At 47.2% G+C, this 20,576-nt stretch carries 15 protein-coding genes; 8 read left to right on the top strand and 7 right to left on the bottom strand.

The window, feature by feature from the left end:
* Window positions 1-24 precede the first annotated feature (24 nt).
* Genes J0L70_RS12155 through J0L70_RS12145 form a run of 3 tightly spaced genes read right to left on the bottom strand, consistent with a single transcriptional unit; the run spans window position 25 to window position 2,163 of the window.
* A complete protein-coding gene (locus tag J0L70_RS12155; RefSeq protein WP_017285870.1) occupies window positions 25-876 on the bottom strand; it encodes a 3'(2'),5'-bisphosphate nucleotidase CysQ family protein in 852 nt (283 codons plus the stop codon).
* Between the two features lie 26 nt (window positions 877-902).
* Window positions 903-1,082 (bottom strand): DUF8622 domain-containing protein, encoded by a 180-nt coding sequence (locus J0L70_RS12150; RefSeq protein WP_017285871.1) that lies wholly within the window; start codon window positions 1,080-1,082, stop codon window positions 903-905.
* A gap of 1 nt (window position 1,083) precedes the next feature.
* Entirely contained in the window at window positions 1,084-2,163 is a 1,080-nt protein-coding gene (locus tag J0L70_RS12145) for a PIN/TRAM domain-containing protein (protein ID WP_017285872.1), read from the bottom strand.
* Between the two features lie 320 nt (window positions 2,164-2,483).
* Here J0L70_RS12145 and hemW point away from each other — a divergent pair, with 320 nt between their 5' ends.
* A complete protein-coding gene (gene hemW / locus J0L70_RS12140; protein ID WP_017285873.1) occupies window positions 2,484-3,662 on the top strand; it encodes a radical SAM family heme chaperone HemW in 1,179 nt (392 codons plus the stop codon).
* On the opposite strand, the gene dps is transcribed toward hemW, so the two are convergent.
* Window positions 3,652-4,218 carry a DNA starvation/stationary phase protection protein Dps gene (dps, locus tag J0L70_RS12135; protein WP_017285874.1) on the bottom strand — a complete coding sequence of 189 codons (567 nt, stop codon included), beginning with the start codon at window positions 4,216-4,218 and terminating at the stop codon, window positions 3,652-3,654. The two genes, hemW and dps, sit on opposite strands and share 11 nt — an antisense overlap.
* 179 nt (window positions 4,219-4,397) lie before the next feature.
* On the opposite strand from dps, the gene J0L70_RS12130 reads away from it, so the two are divergent.
* The 5 genes from J0L70_RS12130 (at window position 4,398) to J0L70_RS12110 (ending at window position 15,762) form a co-directional block, all read left to right on the top strand.
* Entirely contained in the window at window positions 4,398-7,088 is a 2,691-nt protein-coding gene (locus J0L70_RS12130) for a two-partner secretion domain-containing protein (RefSeq protein ID WP_287454736.1), read from the top strand.
* A gap of 100 nt (window positions 7,089-7,188) precedes the next feature.
* Window positions 7,189-9,690 carry a two-partner secretion domain-containing protein gene (locus J0L70_RS12125; RefSeq protein WP_287454734.1) on the top strand — a complete coding sequence of 834 codons (2,502 nt, stop codon included), beginning with the start codon at window positions 7,189-7,191 and terminating at the stop codon, window positions 9,688-9,690.
* A 93-nt stretch (window positions 9,691-9,783) separates the two neighbouring features.
* Complete coding sequence (locus J0L70_RS12120; RefSeq protein ID WP_287454732.1) at window positions 9,784-12,243, top strand: beta strand repeat-containing protein; 2,460 nt, start codon at window positions 9,784-9,786, stop codon at window positions 12,241-12,243.
* A gap of 100 nt (window positions 12,244-12,343) precedes the next feature.
* Window positions 12,344-15,043, top strand: a complete 2,700-nt coding sequence (locus tag J0L70_RS12115) for a two-partner secretion domain-containing protein (RefSeq protein WP_287454731.1) — start codon at window positions 12,344-12,346, stop codon at window positions 15,041-15,043.
* 215 nt (window positions 15,044-15,258) lie between these two features.
* Window positions 15,259-15,762, top strand: a complete 504-nt coding sequence (locus tag J0L70_RS12110; protein ID WP_287454729.1) for a universal stress protein — start codon at window positions 15,259-15,261, stop codon at window positions 15,760-15,762.
* Here the strand turns inward: J0L70_RS12110 and J0L70_RS12105 are convergent.
* From J0L70_RS12105 to J0L70_RS12095, 3 genes are all read right to left on the bottom strand, one after another.
* Entirely contained in the window at window positions 15,726-16,550 is an 825-nt protein-coding gene (locus J0L70_RS12105) for a tetratricopeptide repeat protein (protein WP_287454727.1), read from the bottom strand. The two genes, J0L70_RS12110 and J0L70_RS12105, sit on opposite strands and share 37 nt — an antisense overlap.
* Before the next feature lie 9 nt (window positions 16,551-16,559).
* A complete protein-coding gene (locus J0L70_RS12100) occupies window positions 16,560-17,396 on the bottom strand; it encodes a tetratricopeptide repeat protein (protein ID WP_287454725.1) in 837 nt (278 codons plus the stop codon).
* A 116-nt stretch (window positions 17,397-17,512) separates the two neighbouring features.
* Window positions 17,513-18,253: an LmeA family phospholipid-binding protein gene (locus J0L70_RS12095; RefSeq protein ID WP_287454724.1), complete on the bottom strand. Its 741-nt coding sequence runs from the start codon at window positions 18,251-18,253 to the stop codon at window positions 17,513-17,515.
* Between the two features lie 87 nt (window positions 18,254-18,340).
* On the opposite strand from J0L70_RS12095, the gene J0L70_RS12090 reads away from it, so the two are divergent.
* Window positions 18,341-18,961 carry an acetoacetate decarboxylase family protein gene (locus tag J0L70_RS12090; protein WP_287454723.1) on the top strand — a complete coding sequence of 207 codons (621 nt, stop codon included), beginning with the start codon at window positions 18,341-18,343 and terminating at the stop codon, window positions 18,959-18,961.
* Between the two features lie 148 nt (window positions 18,962-19,109).
* Window positions 19,110-20,525, top strand: a complete 1,416-nt coding sequence (locus tag J0L70_RS12085) for a glycosyltransferase family 2 protein (protein ID WP_287454721.1) — start codon at window positions 19,110-19,112, stop codon at window positions 20,523-20,525.
* Window positions 20,526-20,576: the final 51 nt, after the last annotated feature.

Below are 20,576 nucleotides of genomic sequence, written 5' to 3'. Positions count from 1 at the left end.
CCGTGATATCTATCACAGCCAAACTCAATATGAGAGTTGGGGATCAAGAACATCTCTTAAGCGCGGCAGCAAAAACTCGATCGCAGCAGGTTTGCCAATGACAATCGCTTGCTGATGCGCCAAACTCTCTAAATCCAAAACTTCCGGCGTAAATTCAATCGGTTTGCCATCGAGATCGAGACAGACTAATCCCGCAGCTTCGGCGATCGCCATCGGAGCCACCGTGTCCCAAATTTTGACGCGGCGATTCAAATAAATATAAACTTCGGCTTTGCCTAACACCACATTCATTACTTTCAAGCCGAAGCTACCAGGGGATCGCAAAAATTCAATTTCAGGGATCGCAGCCCCAATTTTCTCAGATGTATTTCTGAAATCCTTGTCGCCAATAATGACGCGATACGAATTCGGAGGTGAGAGCGGGCTAAAGCAAGGTTGGGGATCTGCGTTACCCAAAACTTCCCAGACTCCAAGATTTTTTCCGCCGTAGTAAAGAATGTCGTGCTCAGGAGCGTACACCCAACCCGCGATCGCACGCTGCTGCTCTAACAGTCCAACTAAAACGGCGTAATCGGGATCGCCATGAATAAAGTCCTGCGTTCCATCCAGGGGATCAATACACCAAAATCTTGGATAGTCAGACTGATAGCGTTTTCGAGAGTCGGCATTTTCTTCTGTGATAATGCCGTCTTGAGGAAAAAGCTGGGTAAAAAACTCAGACAGTTGGCGATCGAGCGTTTGATCCACCGTGGTGACAAAATCACCGGGCGCTTTTTGAAACACTTCAAACTTTTCAGCAGAGAGAGTTTTTGCTTGTTGTCCACACGATCGAACAATTTGGCGAATCTCGGTCAGTTGGGCAGAATTCAGAGACATGGCGGATAGTAAGGAATTTAGTGATCTTAACGTTTGTGGGCTTTCCAAGTGCCGCCATAGAGATAGAAGGGATTGTCTTGACTGACTTGATTCCAGCAGTCTCGACATACAAAAATCCACTCCCCTAACTCATCGTATTGAATACGGTAGAGCACTGGAGCGGATTTGTCACAGAGCGCACATTGTTTTTCTCGGACTCGACTCATTTCAAGCGACAGCCGATGTTTTCGGCTTGGCAAAAATCATGCGACCTGCGGAGGTCTGCAATGAACTAGTCACCACGACTTGCAGCTCACCACCAACATAACTGCGCCCATCTTCAACCACAACCATTGTGCCGTCGTTTAGATAGCCAATGCCTTGAGCAGGCTCTTTGCCTTCTCGCAAGATTTTCAGGTCGATGCTGTCGCCTGGCAAGTATGAAGGACGAATCGCTTGGGTCAAATCGTTGACATTCAAAACCGGAACTTTCTGAACCGTTGCCACTTTATTCAAGTTGTAATCCGTGGTTAAGAGCGTTGCGCTGATCTCTTGAGCCAGGCGCACCAGTTTTGCATCGACGGTTTGGATATCGTCGTAATCTGCTGAATGAATGATCACTCGATCGGGATAACTTTCTCGAACCCGATTCAAAATGTCGAGTCCACGCCGTCCGCGCACTCGTTTTTGATCGTTGGATGCATCTGCGACTTGCTGAAGTTCTTGTAAGACAAATTGCGGCACGAGCAATTGACCTTCCAAGAATCCTGTATCTAACAGATCAGCAATTCGACCGTCAATGATGCAACTGGTATCAAGTACTTTCGTGGTCGCAGGCTTGATCGTTCCCTCAGACAGCAAAAGCGTTTCTGCACTGCTCGGATTGATTAACCGTAACAGCGATCGCCCATGCACATCCGCAAGTGACATGCCTGAAACCGAAAACATAATGCTGCCAACTACAGCAACCAGCGGTTTTAAGAATGAAAACTCTGGAGGAATCGGCAGTAAGAACGTTGGCGCAAGGAGCAAATTGGCAACGAGCAGTCCCATGACTAAGCCGATCGCGCGACTCAGAAGCGTATAAGCTGGAAGTTGACGGATTTGGCGCTCGATACGGCGGAATCCGCTTTGCGCGATTAGCCCGATCGCTAAGCCAAACATTGCCCCAAATCCCGCACAGACCCAGCGCAGTGCATCTGGATTTGAGACTTGTTGCAGTACACTTCCCGGCAATGCTTCAATGCCATGAAAGCCAGTTCCCGCCCCTGCTAGGATGAATGAAATAATGATGATTGCGTCAAGCATATTGGGTAAGATGAGACGCATTTGATCGCGTCTGTACGGGAAAATTACGAGTCAAACCAAGTGCCAAGTCTCTGAGGCGAAATTAAAGACAGAAATTCGCCAGACTAGAATTTTAGAGTATGTCAGGCTTAGCGATCGGGCTTGACTTTGCACCATTATATCTTGAGAGCTTATCGATTCCTGTGTCCAAATACCGATTACATGGGAGGTTTACCGTATCTTAGTCGTAGTTTGTGATACAAATGCTGGACTTTCTGAGAGGCAACCGTCAGAGAGTTTTGAAAAACCAATATTTTGGTCTAAAAAATGAGTGAATTGTTATGGAATTTAATGTTCCAACTTCCGCGTATGTGCACATTCCCTTCTGTCGAAGACGTTGTTTTTATTGCGATTTTCCGATCTCGGTTGTAGGGGATCAACGAAATGGCAGGAATTCTGGAACTATTGCTCAATATATTGAAAAGCTCTGTGAAGAAATTGATCGCTCTCATGATTTTGGTGAACCGTTAAGAACTGTTTTTTTTGGCGGGGGTACGCCGTCACTTTTAGCGGTGTCACAACTTGAGCAAATTTTAGATAAGCTCGATCGCCGATTTGGCATTCTTTCAGATGCCGAAATTTCAATGGAAATTGATCCAGGAACGTTTGATCTCGAACAAATTAAAGGCTTCAAATCAGCGGGTGTGAATCGATTTAGTTTAGGCACTCAGGCATTTCAATCGGACATTTTGAAAGCCTGCGGAAGAACACATACAGTCGAAGATATTTACACTTCAGTAGATCTGATCCGGCAAGCAGGAATTGAGAACTTTAGTTTGGATTTGATTTCAGGTTTGCCGCATCAAACGATCGAGAGTTGGCAAGAGTCGTTAGAGCAAGCGATCGCGCTTTCTCCCACACATTTATCCACATACGATTTAACGATCGAGCCGCAAACTCCATTTGGAAAGCAATTGAAACCGGGTGAAAAGCCGCTTCCGTCTGATGAGTTAACGGCTGATTTATACCGATTCGCACAACGCACGTTGACGAATGCGGGCTTTGAGCATTACGAAATTTCCAACTATGCGAAACCGGGATATCAATGCCAACACAATCGCGTGTATTGGGAGAATCGATCGTTTTATGGCTTTGGCATGGGAGCAACCAGCTATTTGAATGGCGATCGGGTTTCTCGCCCCCGCAAACTGAAAGAGTATTACGACTGGATTGGCACAGCACAATCTGAAGCCGAAGTAAGTCAAACTGATCTGATGTTAGATAGTTTGATGGTTGGCTTACGGCTCAAAGAAGGCATTGATTTAGCACAGTTCAAAACCCAATTTGGAGAAGCTGCGATCGCTGAAATTGTGAAATGTTTAGCACCCTATCAAACATCAAACTGGGTCGAAATCACAGCAGCAAGTATCCGACTCACTGATCCAGAAGGATTTCTATTTTCCAATGTTATTTTGACAACATTGTTCGCAGCTTTTGAAGAAGATGAGTCTACTTTTTAGACTTTTTCTTACCGTTTGTTGCTTTTGTTTCTGCTGAACTTCCGTTGGTTGAAACTGGAGTTCCCTCAGCTTGCAAATGTGCTTCTAGAAACCACAGACGTTTGTCGATCGCTCTTGAGATCTCAGTATATAAATCTGCTGTGTCTGCATCTCCGAGATCGTCTGTTTCCGAAATCCCATCTCGTAATAATTTTGCGTAGGGTGCATAACGATCTGCTAAAGCAGTCAGATGAGATTTTCCGTCAAAAATATCGATCGGATATTCGGGAATCTCTGATGTCTGCGCTGCAAGTCTTGCAGTTCCAAGCGCTGTGCCACCCAGAGCAGTCACTCTTTCAGCGACCAGATCGATAAACTCTTCCAACTCGGATGACATTTCATCAAACAACTGATGAAGCTGATAGAAATCCATTCCCTTGACATTCCAGTGAGCCTGCTTCACTTGAGTCTTGAGATCAAGTGTATTTGCTAAGGTCTGATTCAAAATGTCGATAATTTGCGATCGAACATTCGCTGGAAGATCAATTCGCGTGAAATGAAGCGGAGTGCTACTCATATTGTTTTTTCCTGAATGTTTCCTAATAGTCTAATCGCAAATCGGAACTTAGGAAATCGCCAAAAAATTCCCTCCAGTCGCTCTCAATCATTGCTTACTTATAGTTTTGTATAGACTACAAAATGATGAATTAGGGAACTCTACACCTACCGTCCTATAGCTTTAAGAGTGTAGTAGTGATGAAGGGTATATTCCAGCTGTGTTTGGCAATCTTGGGGGCAGTTGCAATCTCAGAACAAGTTTGTGCGCAAGCCGTTGTGCCTGATAGCACCCTTGGCACAGTTGTGACCGGAAATCCTAACTTCATGATCACAGGCGGAACTCGTCCAAATAATGGTTCTAACCTGTTCCATAGCTTCAGCCAATTTTCTGTTCCGACGGGTGGCACAGCTTTTTTCGATAATGCACTCGATGTGTCAATGATTTTCAGCCGAGTTACAGGCGGAACAGTTTCTAACATTGATGGCATGATTCAAGCCAATGGCACTGCCAGCCTATTTCTGCTTAATCCTGCCGGAATTCTGTTTGGGAACAGTGCCCAATTGAACATTGGTGGCTCTTTTGTGGGAACCACTGCTAACAGTATTCGGTTTGCAGATGGGACGGAGTTTAGCGCCGTAAATTCGAGCCAAACCCCATTGTTAACGATAAGCGCGCCAGTAGGGTTACAGTTTGGCAGCAATCCAGGGAGCATCACGCACCAATCCACAACAGGCTTCCAAGTTGCGCCAGGTAAGACTCTTGCATTAATTGGCGGATCTCTCACCATAGCGGGTGGAACACTCAGTGCGCCATCTGGCAACATCGAGCTAGGAAGTGTTGCTGCGAATAGTCAAGTGGGTCTTGAGCCGACAAACTTTGTCATGAATTATGCTGGAGCCACAGGCTTTCAAGATATTCAACTGACTCAAAAGGCGCAAGTAGATGCCAGTGGCAGTAGTGGGGGGGCGATTCAAATCCAAGCTCGACAATTGAGCCTCAAACAAGGGGCACAAGTGCGATCGAATACGCTTGGCTCGGATCAGGGAAAACCTATCACGATTCGGGCATCCGAGCGAGTCGAGATTGTGGGCACCGAAGATTTATCTCTCTACAACATCTACTATGGTAGTGAAGACTTTGATACCAGTGGTTTAAGTGGCATTTATGCTGTTGTCAGAGGAGGAACCGGGAATGGGGGCAGCATTCAGATTGACAGTCCCTATCTGTCCGTAAGTCAGGCAGGGGCGATTGTCGCAAACACAAGAGGGCAAGGAAATGCAGGCAACCTGACGATCGAGAGCCAAACGGTCGAAATCAATGGTAACCCGGATGGCAATGGTTTTCCGAGTGTTCTCAATACTGGAACGTTTACTGAGGGTCAGGGTGGCAATCTCACGATCAATGCAGATCGACTTTTCTCCAAGGACTTTGTGCTTGTTCAATCCAATTCCAACGGTTCAGGGGATGCGGGGAATTTAACGGTGAATGTTCGGCAGTTCCAAGCTTTCGGTGGTAGTCAATTTTCGTCGGGTGCTTTTGCGTCAGGGAATGGCAGCAACTTAACGGTGAATGCTACCGAGTCGGTAGAGTTGATCGGGTTTAGCACCTGGGATGGAGGACCCTTTTCAACAGGGCTATTTAGCAGTGTTGAACCCAGGGGGACAGGACATGGCGGCAATTTGAGAATCACAACAGGGCGGTTGAGTATCCAGCAGGGAGCCAAGGTTACTGCAAATTTGGTAGGGAACGGGAAGGCTGGAAATATTGTAATTCGAGCGAACGAAGTTGAAGTCAGCGACCCTTTAGTAGATTTTACGGGAGCGATCAGCGGCATTGTGACCTCAGTGCAAAATGGCTCGACTGGGCAAGGTGGCAACTTGGATATTGTCACCGATCGATTACGAGTCTTCCGAGGAGGACAGATTACAGCGGCAACCGATGGATTTGGCAATGCAGGAAGTATCAATCTCCAAGCTGGGGATATCGATATTAGTGGCTTCTCCCAGGATGGACAATTTCGCAGTAGTATCACTGCGAGTTCAACGACTAGCTTTAATGCTGGCTCTATCAATCTTCGGAGCGATCGTTTGAGTGTTCGGGATGGAGCCAATATCACAGTCAGCAACACCGGAACTGGAGATGCAGGTAACCTCAATATCAATGCGGGGACTGTTTTCCTCAACAATGGCGCGAGTTTACAAGCTGAAGTCAATGGCGGAAGTCAAGGTAATATCCGGCTTGCAGCCCGCGATTTGCTCCTGCTACGGCAGGATAGCCAAATTGTCACGAGTGCCACCGGAGCTTCCACGGGCGGAAACATTACTATCAATGCGCCCATCATTGTGGGATTAGAAAATAGTGATATTGTTGCTAATGCAGTGCAGGGTCAAGGTGGAAATATTCAAATTACCACTCAGGGCATTATCGGCTTGCAGTATCGCGATCGCACAACGCCAGAAAACGACATCACTGCTAGTTCCGAATTCGGCGTGAATGGTACTGTTGAAGTCAATAATGTCGGAGTTGACCCAAATTCTGGTTTAGTCGAGCTATCCACAACGCTGATCGATTCAACTCAACAAGTCGCGGCTGGCTGTTCCGGCACTCAAGGCAGTAGTTTTGTGATCACAGGACGCGGTGGAGTGCCGCAAAATCCGACTCAGGAGGTGCGCCGAGATCGTGCCTGGAATGATATGCGCGATCTCTCGACATTCCAAAAAACCGCGATCGCACCAGTTCCAACTCAGACTGCCACACTCGTAGAAGCAACAGCTTGGTATCGCCATCCCCAAACTGAAAAAGTCGAATTAGTTGCAGCACATCCTACTTCCAGCACTCCATCTGCCACTTGTGCTAGCAAGCTTCACTCAACTGAAAGCTCTCTCTGAGTCTCAGCTTCCTAAGAGTATCTTTTTTCTACAATCGGGATGATTTTTTTGAGACACGGGCACTCTACGTTTGACATTCCAAAATTCAAGGTTGAACGTTATGAAGCAGGCTGCTGTTGGATTAATGTGGGTTACTCTGAGTACTATTGTACTTGGATATGCCGACACTGTTCTCAGAATGGATCGAGTTGATGCCCAAGTCCTTCCTGACACTACCTTAGGAACCACAGTTCAAACTCCCAACAATCTCAACTTCACGATCGAAGGTGGCACTCGATCCGGGGGCAACCTGTTTCATAGTTTCAGCCAATTCTCCGTTCCCACAGGCGGCTCTGCCAGCTTTAATAACGCTACGGATATTCAGACTATCTTTGCTCGCGTCACTGGAGGCAGTGCTTCCCATATTGATGGACTCCTCAAAACGAATGGCACTGCGAGTCTGTTTCTGCTGAACCCCAATGGCATCCTGTTTGGGAGCAATACCCAGTTGAATGTTGGTGGTTCCTTCGTAGGAACGACTGCCAATAGTATCCAATTTGCAGATGGCACTGAGTTTAGTGCAGTGAATCCCAGTAGTCTGCCCTTGTTGACCATGAGTGCACCGATCGGTTTACAAATGGGACAGAATCCAGGAGCAATTACTGTGCAGGGGCGAGGCAATCAGTTATTTGATATCACTGGTTTTGGTCAAGCCAGCGCGATTAACAGTCCTACTGGCTTACAAGCTGGCGCAAATCAAACGTTAGCCTTGATTGGTGGTGCAGTGACCTTCTCTGGTGGAGTTGCTTCTATCCAGGGCAGTGGGCATCTGGAAGTCGGGAGTGTCAGTCGTGGAACGGTTGGACTTCAACCCACTCCAACGGGCTGGGTTGGTGATTACTCAGCAGTACATCAATTTAACGATATTCATTTGGGGCAGGAATCGCTATTGAATGCTAGTGGGAGTAATGGTTCCATCCAGCTCCAAGGACAAAACATTCGCTTGACAGAAGGATCTGCGGCTTTACTTCAAAACCTTGGTTCACAACCGGCAGGGGGAATCACGGTCAATGCAAAAGGATCTCTAATATTGCAAGGCAATACTTCCAATGGTGAATTAGGAAGTTTGATTCAAAGTAATAACTTAAATAGTGGTCAGGTTGGAGACATTCTCATTTCTGCGGCTCAGCTATTTCTTCGAGATAGCTCTAGAATTATGTCTAGAACCCGAAGCGCCACTGCTGGAGCAAACATCAATATCAACGTTAATGGTACGACTGAAATTACTGGGTTTAACAACAATAATCCAGCAGTGTACACAGCAGTTGCCACATTTTCAGTTGGCAGTGGCAATGCGGGTAACATCGCATTATCTACAGAAAATCTCAGGGTCTTGGATTCTGGCGCAATGATTTCGGTTGCTGCGCGTGATGGGAACACAGGCACAATCCAAGTCAATGCGGTTAAACAAGTCGAAATTGCGGGTTACAATCCAGTGGCATTTTCAGAAAGTTCTCTGTCTACCTATACCCAGGGGGCTGGCAATGCGAATCGTGCCGTGATCAACACAGCAAGATTAGTAATAACCGGGGGTGCATCTTTAGGATCCTCTACGGCTGCAACAGGTTCAGCGGGTAACGTAGAAGTAAATGCTTCAGAGTCCATCGAGATTGAAGGTCAGGGAACAGCAGGAAATGCGGTTGGAACGTTCTCTCGCATCTATTCCAATGCTGAAGAGGTCAGTCCAGAGATTCAAGCTGCATTTGGATTACCCCCCATTCCCAGTGGTAATTCGGGATCTTTAACGATTAATACTCCCTCACTCCGCCTCAGCAATGGCGGCGCTGTGAGTGTCCAAAATGATGGCCCAGGCATTGGAGGAAATGTACAAATTATCGCCAATGACATCCAGCTAGAAAATCAGAGTCGCATTACTGCGGTGGCTCAATCAGGCGAGGGTGGCAATATTAACCTTCAACTTCGGGATCTCTTATTGATGCGTCACGATAGTAGCATTACGGCAACGGCAGGCGGACAGGGAAATGGAGGGAATATTACCATCAATACACCCATTATCGTAGGATTAGAAAATAGTGACATTGTTGCCAACGCTGATCAGGGACGAGGCGGAAACATTCAAATTACCACTCAGGGCATTATCGGATTACAATACCGCGATCGCTTAACGCCAGAAAACGACATCACTGCTAGTTCCGGAATCGGCGTGAACGGCACCGTTGAAGTTAACAATGTCGGCGTAGATCCCAACTCTGGCTTAGTCGAGCTAGCCACAACCCTCATCGATTCAACCCAACAAGTCGCAGCGGGCTGTTCTGGGACTCAAAACAGCCGTTTTGTGATCACAGGACGCGGTGGAATGCCAGAAAATCCGGCTGAAACTGTGAGAAGTGAGCGTGCCTGGAACGATATCCGCGATCTCTCGGCTTTTCATAAACCTGCGATCGCTCAGGCTCCCAATTTATCACCCTCGATCGCTCAAGCAACCGCTTGGTATCGCCATCCCCAAACGGGCAAAGTCGAGTTGGTTGCCACTGTACCGACTCAACCTCACATTGCCGCAACCTGTGCGGCTCCTCTACAACTGCGCTCTAGTGTCAAGTAATTCGACCCTGCAATTAAATTCCTTACACAACATTTCTCTTGATGATTTTTGGGGCACATTGACTGAGTCTCCTATTTGTCAAGAGAAGCTTCTATGGTGCGATCCGTGCTACACTCCGTACTCTTGGGAATGTGTTTGACCCTCACTCTTCCGGTTCAAGCGCAACAAGTCCTTCCCGACACGACTCTCAATACTCAAGTCACACGATCGCTCAACGACTTCACCATCACAGGCGGCACGACTTCCGGCACGAATCTTTTCCATAGCTTCCAAGAATTCTCTATTCCCACAGGTGGCTCTGCTCTCTTCAACAACGCGACTAACATTCAAAATATTTTCAGTCGTGTTACGGGTAGCACCATCTCCAACATTGATGGCTTAATTCAAACCAATGGCACTGCCAATCTATTCTTGCTCAATCCCAATGGCATTCTCTTTGGTGCGAATGCTCGTTTGAATCTGGGTGGCTCATTCTTGGGAACAACTGCAAATCGTCTCAGATTTGCCGATGGTACAGAGTGGTATGCCGACAATGTAATGGCACCCCCTTTGTTAACGATGAGTGTTCCTGTGGGATTGCAAATGGGGAGCAATCCGGCATCCATTACTGTTCAAGGAACAGGGCACGCTCTGAGTAATCCCAATCCTAGTGGGTTGCCTCCCATCGCTGTAGTTCCCAGTGCGACAGAATTGCGCGTTCAACCAGGACAGACCCTCGCCTTGATGGGCGGCAATTTGAATCTCAATGGTGCAACTCTAAGCGCCCCACAGGGACGAGTCGAATTAGGCAGTCTGAGTGGTGCAGGTCTGATTCACCTCATTCCTACCGCCCAGGGGTATCGATTGGACTATGAGCAGGATCAGAGCTTTGGAAATATTCAACTCACCCAAAAGTCGCTTCTCGACGTGAGTGGCGTTAATGCCGGATCGGTACAGCTTCAAGGGCGAGAGATTCAATTCACCGATGGTTCACTGATCCTGTCACAAAATTTTGGTTACCTGCCGGGTGGGGAAATTCGCCTGCGAGCTTCAAACGCGATCGACATGATTGGTGCAACGGACTCACGCATTTGGAGTGGAATTCGGAGTGAAACGTTTGGCATTGCAGCAGGAAGCAACGTCAGTGTTGTTACTCCCAGGCTAACTGTCCAAGCAGGGGCAGGATTGAATACTTCAACGATAGGAACGGCTACAAGCGGGAATATTGACATTCAGGCAACTGCCATTGAAGTATCTGGTTTTTCACTCAGCAATCCTAGGAGTGTGAGTAGTCTCAGCACCTCTAGTTACTACAGTTCGGGAAATGCGGGTGACATTCTGGTCAATGGGGATAGTTTAGTCGTTTCCGGTGGCGCTTCCTTGAGTTCAGCAACCTTTGGCAGCGGTGCGAGTGGGCAAGTTGCAATTCACAACAATCAAACAACGATCACGGGCGGCAACGGCTTCGGATTCCAGAGCGCTATTGGTTCAGTCACGTTTGCAACCGGAACTGCTAAGGCTCTCACCCTGGAGACAGATCGGTTACAAATTCTCGATGGCGGAACCCTTGCAGCAACGACATTCTTTATGGGAAATGGCGGAGATCTGAGAATTAACGCGGCAGAATCTATCGAGATCAGAGGATACAATCAGAGCAATAATAGCAGCATCAACTCTTCTGTCCTATCCTTAAACCCACAACTGCGGCAGCAATTTGGGCTTCCCGATATTTTAATCGCAAATGCAGGCAGTGTTAGCATTTCCACACCTAATCTAATCTTGACAGATCGCGGCACCGTCAGTGTGACGAATCAAGGGGATGGCAATGGTGGTACGCTGAGCATCAAAGCTAATACTATTCAATTAGATCGTCAAGCTAGCATTCAGGCACAAACAGCGTCAGGAAATGGCGGAAATATTGATTTAGCAGTTGGTAAGCTGTTACTGCTACGGAGCAATAGCGCGATCGCGGTAACTTCGGGTGGAAATGGTAACGGTGGGAATATTACGCTCAATTCGCCTGTGATCGTAGGATTAGAAAATAGTGATATTGTCGCCAATGCAGCACAAGGTAAAGGCGGAAATATCCAAATTACGACTCAAGGCATTATCGGATTACAATACCGCGATCGCACAACACCTGAAAGCGACATCACTGCGAGTTCCGGAATCGGCGTAGATGGCACCGTCGAAGTGAACAATGTTGGAGTTGATCCGAACTCTGGCTTAGTCGAGTTATCCACCACATTGATCGATTCAAACCAACAAGTCGCGGCTGGCTGTTCCGGCACTCAAGGCAGTAGTTTTGTGATCACAGGACGCGGTGGAGTGCCTCAGAATCCGGCTCAAGAGGTGACCCACGATCTCACCTGGAATGATGTGCGTGATCTTTCAGCTTTCCACAAACCCTCGATCGCTCAGTCGCCAAATTCATCACCCTCGATTGTAGAAGCATCGGCTTGGTATCGCAATCCTCAAACTGGAAAAGTCGAATTAGTTGCAGCACATCCTACTTCCAGCACTCCATCTGCCACTTGTGCCAGCAAACCTCGCTCAACTGAAAGCCCTTCCTAAGTTTCTGCTTGCCAACAGTATCTTTTTTATACAGCAAGATGATGTTTTTTGAAGCACGGGCACTCTACGTTTGACATTCCAAAATTCAAGGTTAAACGTTATGAAGCAGGCTGTAGTTGGATTAATGTGGGTTGGACTCAGTACGATCTCTCTTGGATATACCGACCATATTCTCAGAATGGAGCGAGTTGATGCTCAAGTCATTCCCGACAACACCCTAGCAACGACAGTTCAAACTCCGAACAATCTTGCCTTCACGATCGAGGGAGGCACACGTTCTGGCAACAATCTCTTTCACAGCTTCAGCCAGTTCTCAGTACCCACGGGTGGTTCAGCAGGTTTCAACAATGCCTTAGATGTGCAGAATATTTTTGCACGCGTCACGGGGGGAACTGCATCCAACATCAATGGACTGATTCAAGCCAATGGTTCTGCTAGCTTATTTTTGTTGAATCCCAGTGGCATTTTATTTGGACCAAATGCATCACTGAATCTGGGCGGGTCATTTGTCGGAACGACAGCTAGTAGCGTTAAATTTGCGGATGGTACAGAATTTAGCGCGGTTAATTCTGGAACGCCTTTACTGACGATCAGCGCACCCATAGGCTTGCAGATGGGGGCAAACGCAGGCCCCATTCAAGTACAGGGTGCTGCCACGGCCAATCCTTCATTCCGACCACCTACCCTGGCAGTAGCTCCGATGCAAACCTTAGCACTGGTGGGTGGTCAGATCGATTTGAGTAGTGCAACGATATCTGCCCCTGGAGGACGAATCGAACTGTGGGCCTTGCGAAATGGACAGATCGCAACCAACACCCAGTCGTGGCAATTAGCCAGCCCAGCAACAGCAGCGACTTGGGGCACTATTACTCTGCAACAAGCTGCCTTGGTCGATGCTAGTGGAATGACTGCTGGGGGAGGCATCAATGTGCGAGGACGGGGATTGACCTTGCAAGAGAGTTCAAACATGACATCTTTTACCTTCTCTGGAGAAGGACAGGATATTACAGTTAACACGACGGAGTTTGTTGATCTTTTAGGTGCAACAGATTCTAATTTTCCCTTTGGATTCGATGGGATTTCCACTTCGGTGGGCAATTCATTTGGTATTGTTGCGCTGCCTGGGCCGCCTGCCACTGGACGAGCGGGCAATGTAACCGTTGAAACGGGGCGCTTACAAGTCGCTAATTCGGCTACTCTGCGATCGGCCACTGCGGGGAATCACTCTAGCTCCGGGAATGTGACGGTTCGGGCGACTGATGTGGAGATGCGAGGATTTGAAACTTTACCCACATTGACTGCAACTACGATTATGAGTGTGATTGTGGCTGGAAACAATAATCAGAGTGGTCAGGTCACGGTTGAGGCAGATCGGGTACGTCTTCTGGGCGGTAGCCGTATCGCAGGTAGTGTAATCGGGGGCAATGGCAAAGCTGGAGACATTATCATTCGGGCTGCCGAGAGTTTGGAGATGCAGGGAACCACCTTTAGTGGCCTATCTAGTTCAGTTCTCACGACCTTGGAAGCAGGATCATCTGGACAAGGGGGGAATATTTTAATTGACACAGGACTTTTAAAACTATCTCAGGGTGGAGCCATTGCTAGTGAAGTCGCAGGTTCTCAAATCAACCCATTCTTTGGTGCCTTACCAGGTGCACAAGGCACAGCCGGAAGCATTGATATTCGAGCTAGGGAGGTACAAGTTAGCGATCCAATCGTGGATGGATATAGCCAAACGCTCACAGGAATTACTACTTCCCTTGGCAATGGGGCAAGGGGGACAGGCGGAACTATCCATCTGACAGCGGACAGTCTGCGCGTCTTTAATGGAGGACAAATCAGTGCATCTAGCCAGGGGCAAGGTGCAGCCGGAAATGTGAACTTGAACGTGAATTCGATCGATGTTCAGGGGGGAGCCCTGTCTCAAATCAATAGTCAATATTTGCCCAGTACCATTACAGCCTCTTCCTCCTCCTCGGCTGCCGCAGGCTCAGTCAACATTACTGCAAATTCTATTGCCGTTCGTGATGCTGCCCAAGTTACTGTTAGTAATACCGGAACCGGCGATGCAGGCAACCTCAATATCAATGCGGAGACTGTCTTTCTTAACAATGGTGCGAGTCTGCAAGCCAAGGTCAATGGTGGTAATCAAGGCAATATCTGGCTGCAAGCCCGTGATTTGCTACTGCTCCGGCAAGGTAGTCAAATCGTTACGAGTGCTACAGGAACTTCGACTGGCGGAAACATTACCATCGATGCACCCATTATCGTGGGATTAGAAAATAGTGACATTATTGCCAATGCGGTAGAAGGTCGTGGAGGGAATATCCAGATTACGACTCAAGGCATTATTGGGCTGAAATATCGCGATCGCTTAACCCCAGAAAATGACATCACCGCAAGTTCTGAATTCAGCGTGAATGGTACTGTTGATGTCAACAATGTAGGAGTTGACCCGAACTCTGGCTTAGTCGAGCTATCCACCACACTCATCGATTCAAACCAACAAGTCGCCGCTGCCTGTTCCGGCACTGAAGGGAGTAGTTTTGTGATTACAGGACGAGGCGGGATTCCTCAAAATCCAACTCAAGAAGTCAGCCACAATCGTTCCTGGAATGATATGCGTGATCTCTCGGCTTTTCACAAATCCGCGATCGCTCAAGCTCCCACGTCAACTCCAACGATCGTGCAAGCCACAGATTGGTATCGCAATCCCCAAACAGGCAAAGTGGAGTTAACAGCCGTAAGACCTCTCCTATCCAATGCGATCGCGACTTGTGCAACTACACCCAACTCCTGAAGCTGTTCAAGTTCCGCTTAAATGATGAGGATTGTCGTACTCTTGTTTGGCTCAAAAATCATCCCGGTTGTGGTCAGCGTCGATCGAATATTAAGAAGCGAAAACACCCAGCGGCAATACCAAGCTAGGCATTTTATACTGTTAGTAGCAAAGACTGATCAACTCCTCTTCAAAGCCAGTTCAATGCCTTTGCCTACAACATTTAGGAGAATCGTATGTTCCACAAGATTTTAGTCGCGCTGGATCACTCTGATTCGAGTCAAGCCGTATTTGAAAGAGCGGTCGAGCTTGCCAAAACAAATCACGCTGAATTGATGTTACTGCATATTATCAGCCCGATCGACGAAGGTGTGCCAACTCCTGTTTATCCAATGCCCGATGGTCTCTATCCGATGCACCATGAGGCTTTACTTCAATCTTCAGCCCAGCTCTTTTCCCAAGTTGAACAAACTGGATTGGACATGTTACGGGCACGAGATGCCGCTGCAACTGCGGCTGGAGTCCGGTGCGAATTTACACAGCATGTCGGTGATCCGGGCACATCTATTTGTGAGATCTCGCAAACTTGGAACGCGGATCTAATTGTGGTGGGACGTAGAGGCAGATCAGGACTCAGTGAATTCTTTTTAGGCAGTGTCAGTAATCATGTCATGCACCATGCACGATGCTCAGTGCTCATTGTTCAAGAAGCCTTGGTTCCAGCTTCTAGCAATGCCTGAAATTGCGAACGGTTGTGTAAAAAGTTGAAAATCGGATCTGTAGCAGCAAGGTTGCGATAGATTGAAGCTGAAAGCTCGATCGCGTGGGTTAAATTCTCGATCGTTGCTTCTGCATCTCGCTTGAGTGCATAACAACAAGCCATACCATACCAGGCACTGGCACTCCGAGAATTAATTTTCACGGCATTCTCAAAACTTGCGATCGCTTCCGGGATTCGATTTAACTTTCCAAGCACTTGCCCTCGATAATTCCAGATGTAGTCTGAGACGGGCTTGATTTTCAGTGCAATGTCTAAATTCGTTAAAGCCGCCTCATGCTCATTGAGAGATGACAACGCGATCGCTCGGTTGTACCAAGCTTTGTAATTTTGTGGTTTCAAAGCAATGACTTGATCAAAACTGGCGATCGCATCTTGATAGCGATACAAATTCATCAGCGTTTTGCCATGATTTTGCCAACTGCGATAATCATCTGGCGTAAATTTTAAGGCTTGATTAAAGCTTGTCAAAGCTTCTTCGTATTGTCCGATTCGACCTAATGAAATTCCGCGTCCTTGCCATGCCAAAGCCATGCGAGGGCGAAGTGTAATCACACGTTCAAAAGTTGAGATCGCCTCTTCATAGCGACCTAACTTTTCTAGTGCATAACCCCGACACAACAGCGCATTCGGATGATCAGGATCGATCGCTAAGATTTGCTCAAATCTCGCATACTGTTTTCCATATCGACCGAGCAGAGATAGCGATCGTCCTGCATTGCGATACCGAATTTCATCAGAGGGAAGCATGGGCAGAATTTACGACTCGCGAGGCGCGCGAAAGCTCAGCAACGATAGAAATCGATCATCTCGACGCAAAGCGGCAAAGTCAGCATTGCTCTGAGCTAAATCGCGATATTCATCAGGATTGAGTTCGATTGCACGTCGCAGATGTTCATAAGCAAGGTCAGACTTGCCCTGAAGTGCGTAACAGCAGGCTTTGTTGTACCAGATCGTTGCAGAATCCGGTTTGAGCGCAAGCGCACGATCGTAGCTTTCGATCGCATCGTCAATGTTGCCCATGTGGTAGAGTGCGTTGCCGCGATTTGTCCAGGATTCCTCGAAGTCAGGTTTGAGTTCGAGCGCCCGATCGTAGCTGGCTACGACTCGTTCTAATTGACCCAGTTTTCGTAAGGCGAGTCCACGACTGTACCAAGCCCAGTAATAGTCCGGCTTGAATTCAATCGCGCGATCGTAGCTATTGACCGCTTCTTCATAACGCTCCATGTTCCGAAGCGAAATGCCTCGGTTGTACCACGCCCAGTGATAATCAGCGCGGTACTTGATCGCATTGTCGTAACTATAGATCGCTTCTTGATAGCGTCCTAATTCATCTAAAGCATTGCCGCGATTGTTCCAGGCTTCAGGGAAACCCGGTTGGTATTCAATCGCTTGAGAGTAGCTGTCGATCGCTTGCTCGAATCGTCCTAAATGGTAAAGCGAGTTGCCCCGGTTGTACCAAGCATCCGGATAGTCAGGCTTTAGATTTAGTGCGGCTTCATAGCTCGCGATCGCGGCTTCGTAGGCTTTCTGTTTATTGAGATATAACCCCTTCTGAAAGAAGAGCGTTACTTCAACGTCTTGAGCTTGGCTCATCACCCAATTCCGTCTTATACACGTTCCTTGTTAAGGTTCCCAGAAGATGTGCTAGGAATCACAAACGTTATGAAAATTGATAAGGCGAAATCGAGAGAAAATGGGTGTGATTTTAATTACAAATCGGGAACTTTTCGCGCGTGAATTTCAAGCTCAGTTGTTAAGACTTTATTTTTAATTTCTAATGCTTTACATCGAAATGCAATGCCTTCGATTTCATAGTAGGGCCGATTGAGAATTGATTCCATCCATTGCAGAAGTGCAATCATAAAGGGAATAGATTGCCCAGCATTTGGGGTACAACAGAATGTCTCTAATCGAACAGGACTTGTCTCAGTACGTGGGCAAATAATGCAGGTGAATGCTAAGGTCTGCGGTTGCTTCGCACGCTTAATCTCTACAGTTCCCGTAAATCGCAGCTTATTATCACTTAAGAGGCGAATCGCCGAGGGAGGCAATAATTCAAGGGTAATAATTTCGCGATCGACGGTTAATTCAATGGGTTTTAATAAAGACTTTCCATACTCTGAATTCATATTTTGATTCAGATCTTGTTCAGAGAGAGTTAGCCGGATTTCACTATCAATTGGCTCACTTAATCGGATTTTTCCTAATAACATACTGAGCGGATCAATTGAAATTTGATCCGTCTTGACTTCCAATTCTTGGACTTGAATTTCATCTTTAACAAAATCGCGCGCTTGAATTGAAACGTCATTGATTTCGCCTTGAAAAAGCTTACCTAGATTCGTTCTCATCGAAACTGCTATTTTTCTGAATTCATCGAGTTGAGTTGCCAAAACTAGCTTTGTAAATTCCGCAAAAATATTCTCTTCAGTTCGCGATCGCTCAGACATAGCTTTTTTAAATTTAATTCCTCACTAATCTAGATTTCTTGCTGATAAAACATCTCTACATTTTGGAAGAAACTCTGGAGATCTCATATGAATTATCCCCTTGCCCCTTGGATTCTCAGAGGTTACGGCTTTTTGACGCTGCATCTAGTTGATGTTGCCCAAGCAGAAAAATACATCCCAACTGATCTCGAAATTGTTCAAGTCTTACCTGGAAAAACGATCGGCGGCATTGTGCTCGGAAAATATGAACCTGGCTCAACTTTGACGTATGGAGAACTCATTGTTGTACCTGCTTTAGTTCGCCAAGGCGGAAATATCGGAGCTTGGATTTCGCATATTTATGTTGATGATTTGAATTCAATCGCAGGAGGACATAAGATTTGGGGTTTGCCGAAAGAAGAAGCACAATTTGTCTGGCAATCGAACGGAGGTGCAATGGTCAAACAAGGCGATCGCGTTCTGTGCGATTTCACGCCAACCTGGCAGTTCAATCTTTGGCGACAGCGGGGACAATTCGGAACTTATTCCAGTCTGGAACAGCTTGCAAGGTTTGAGAGCGAAGCGATCGCCAATTTATCACTGATTTCTGCTCGACTCGATATTCCAGCATCTAGCCCATTTGCTCACATGATCAGAACTCAGCCCTGGCTTGCCCTGCGTGCCGAATCTCTGGAACTTACCGTCGCGGCTCCGAAGCGAGTCGGGTAATCCGAATCACGAACCCCTAGAAGAAAACGCTGAAATTCGGCGATCGCAAGGTAAGCTGTCAGAGTACGAAAGTTGAACAAAAGGTTACAGAAATTAAAGTAACCTGAATTTTCAACTTCACTTTATTGGGTGTTAGACATCACAACCTATGTCGGAGAATTCTTGGCAAGAAAACGAGCTTGAATCGCTGGCAGCACTGTTATCAGAACTGCCCGAAGAACCCAACGGGTCTAAAGAGCCGGATACGTTTCGCGGTTTTCAAGGACGTAGGAAAAAAGCAGCGATTGTCTTTGCTGCCATTTGGAGTGGCACGATCGCGCTGCACTTAGTGACCTGGGGTTACTGGTTTGTGTTGGGCGTGACGACCCTAATGAGTATTCATGCAATGCGCTTGATGCTTGCCCGCCCAAATGCCTTCGCAAAGCCTCTTGAAGATGATGATCTATTTCCTACAGTTTCGCTGATGGTTGCGGCAAAGAATGAGGAAGCTGTGATCGGGCGCTTGGTCAAAATGCTGTGTGAGTTGAATTATCCGCGCGATCGCTACGAAGTTTGGGTAATTGACGATAACAGCACTGATAAAACGCCTGAAGTGCTCGACCATTTAACGACTCAATATCCTCAACTGAAAGTTTTCAATCGTCCTGAAAACTCAAGTGGCGGCAAATCTGGTGCATTAAATCAAGTTTTTCCACTCACTTCGGGCGAATTCTTAGTCGTCTTTGATGCCGATGCTCAAGTCGAGCCAGATTTCTTGCGTCGAGTTATCCCCGTTTTTGAGCGAGGAGATATCGGTGCGATCCAAGTGAGAAAAGCGATCATTCAGGCTGAACCGCAATTTCACTCCAACGAGGCGAAGAATTTCTGGATCCAAGGACAAATGGCAGAAATGGCATTGGATGCGTTTATTCAGCAGCAGAGAGCCGCGATCGGAGGATTAGGGGAACTGCGCGGAAATGGACAACTCGTTCGCCGAGAAGCGTTGCTCGACTGTGGGGGGTGGAACGAAGAAACAATCACAGACGATTTGGATTTGACGTTCCGATTGCATTTGAGCGGCTGGGATATTGAAGTCGTGACAGAGCCAGCCGTTTACGAAGAAGGCGTGACTAACGCGATCGCGCTTTGGCATCAGCGAAATCGCTGGGCAGAAGGCGGCTATCAACGCTATCTCGATTACTGGCGACTGATTTTACGCAATCGCATGGGCAGTCGCAAAACAATCGATCTCGCGATGTTTTGGATGCTGCAATATGTGATGCCAACTGCAGCCATTCCCGATTTTCTCATGGCAGTTTTGCGCCATCGGATGATGCTCACAAGTCCGATTTCTGCAATGACGCTGTTCTTGTTCTTATTTAGTGCGATCGGTGGATTGCGTCGAGTTCAAAAACTGAAAAGTCAAGATGATATCTCAATCTTGACTCAAGTCTTTCAAGGATTACGAGGTGCGGTTTATATGTTGCACTGGTTTGTCATTGTCTCAACTGCAACATTGAGAATGTCCATCCGTCAGAAGCGGCTGAAGTGGGTGAAGACTGTGCATCATGGTGCAGCAAACTGAATCTCACAAAACATTCTACAAAACAAACAAAAGAGGGTTAAACACTTCTAA

Origin of the sequence: Leptolyngbya sp. UWPOB_LEPTO1 (genome assembly GCF_017302695.1) — a bacterium.
Classification (GTDB): Bacteria; Cyanobacteriota; Cyanobacteriia; order Leptolyngbyales; family Leptolyngbyaceae; genus Leptolyngbya; species Leptolyngbya boryana.
Note: the sequence above shows the minus strand (reverse complement) of the source record. Positions and strands in the feature narration are given on the sequence as shown.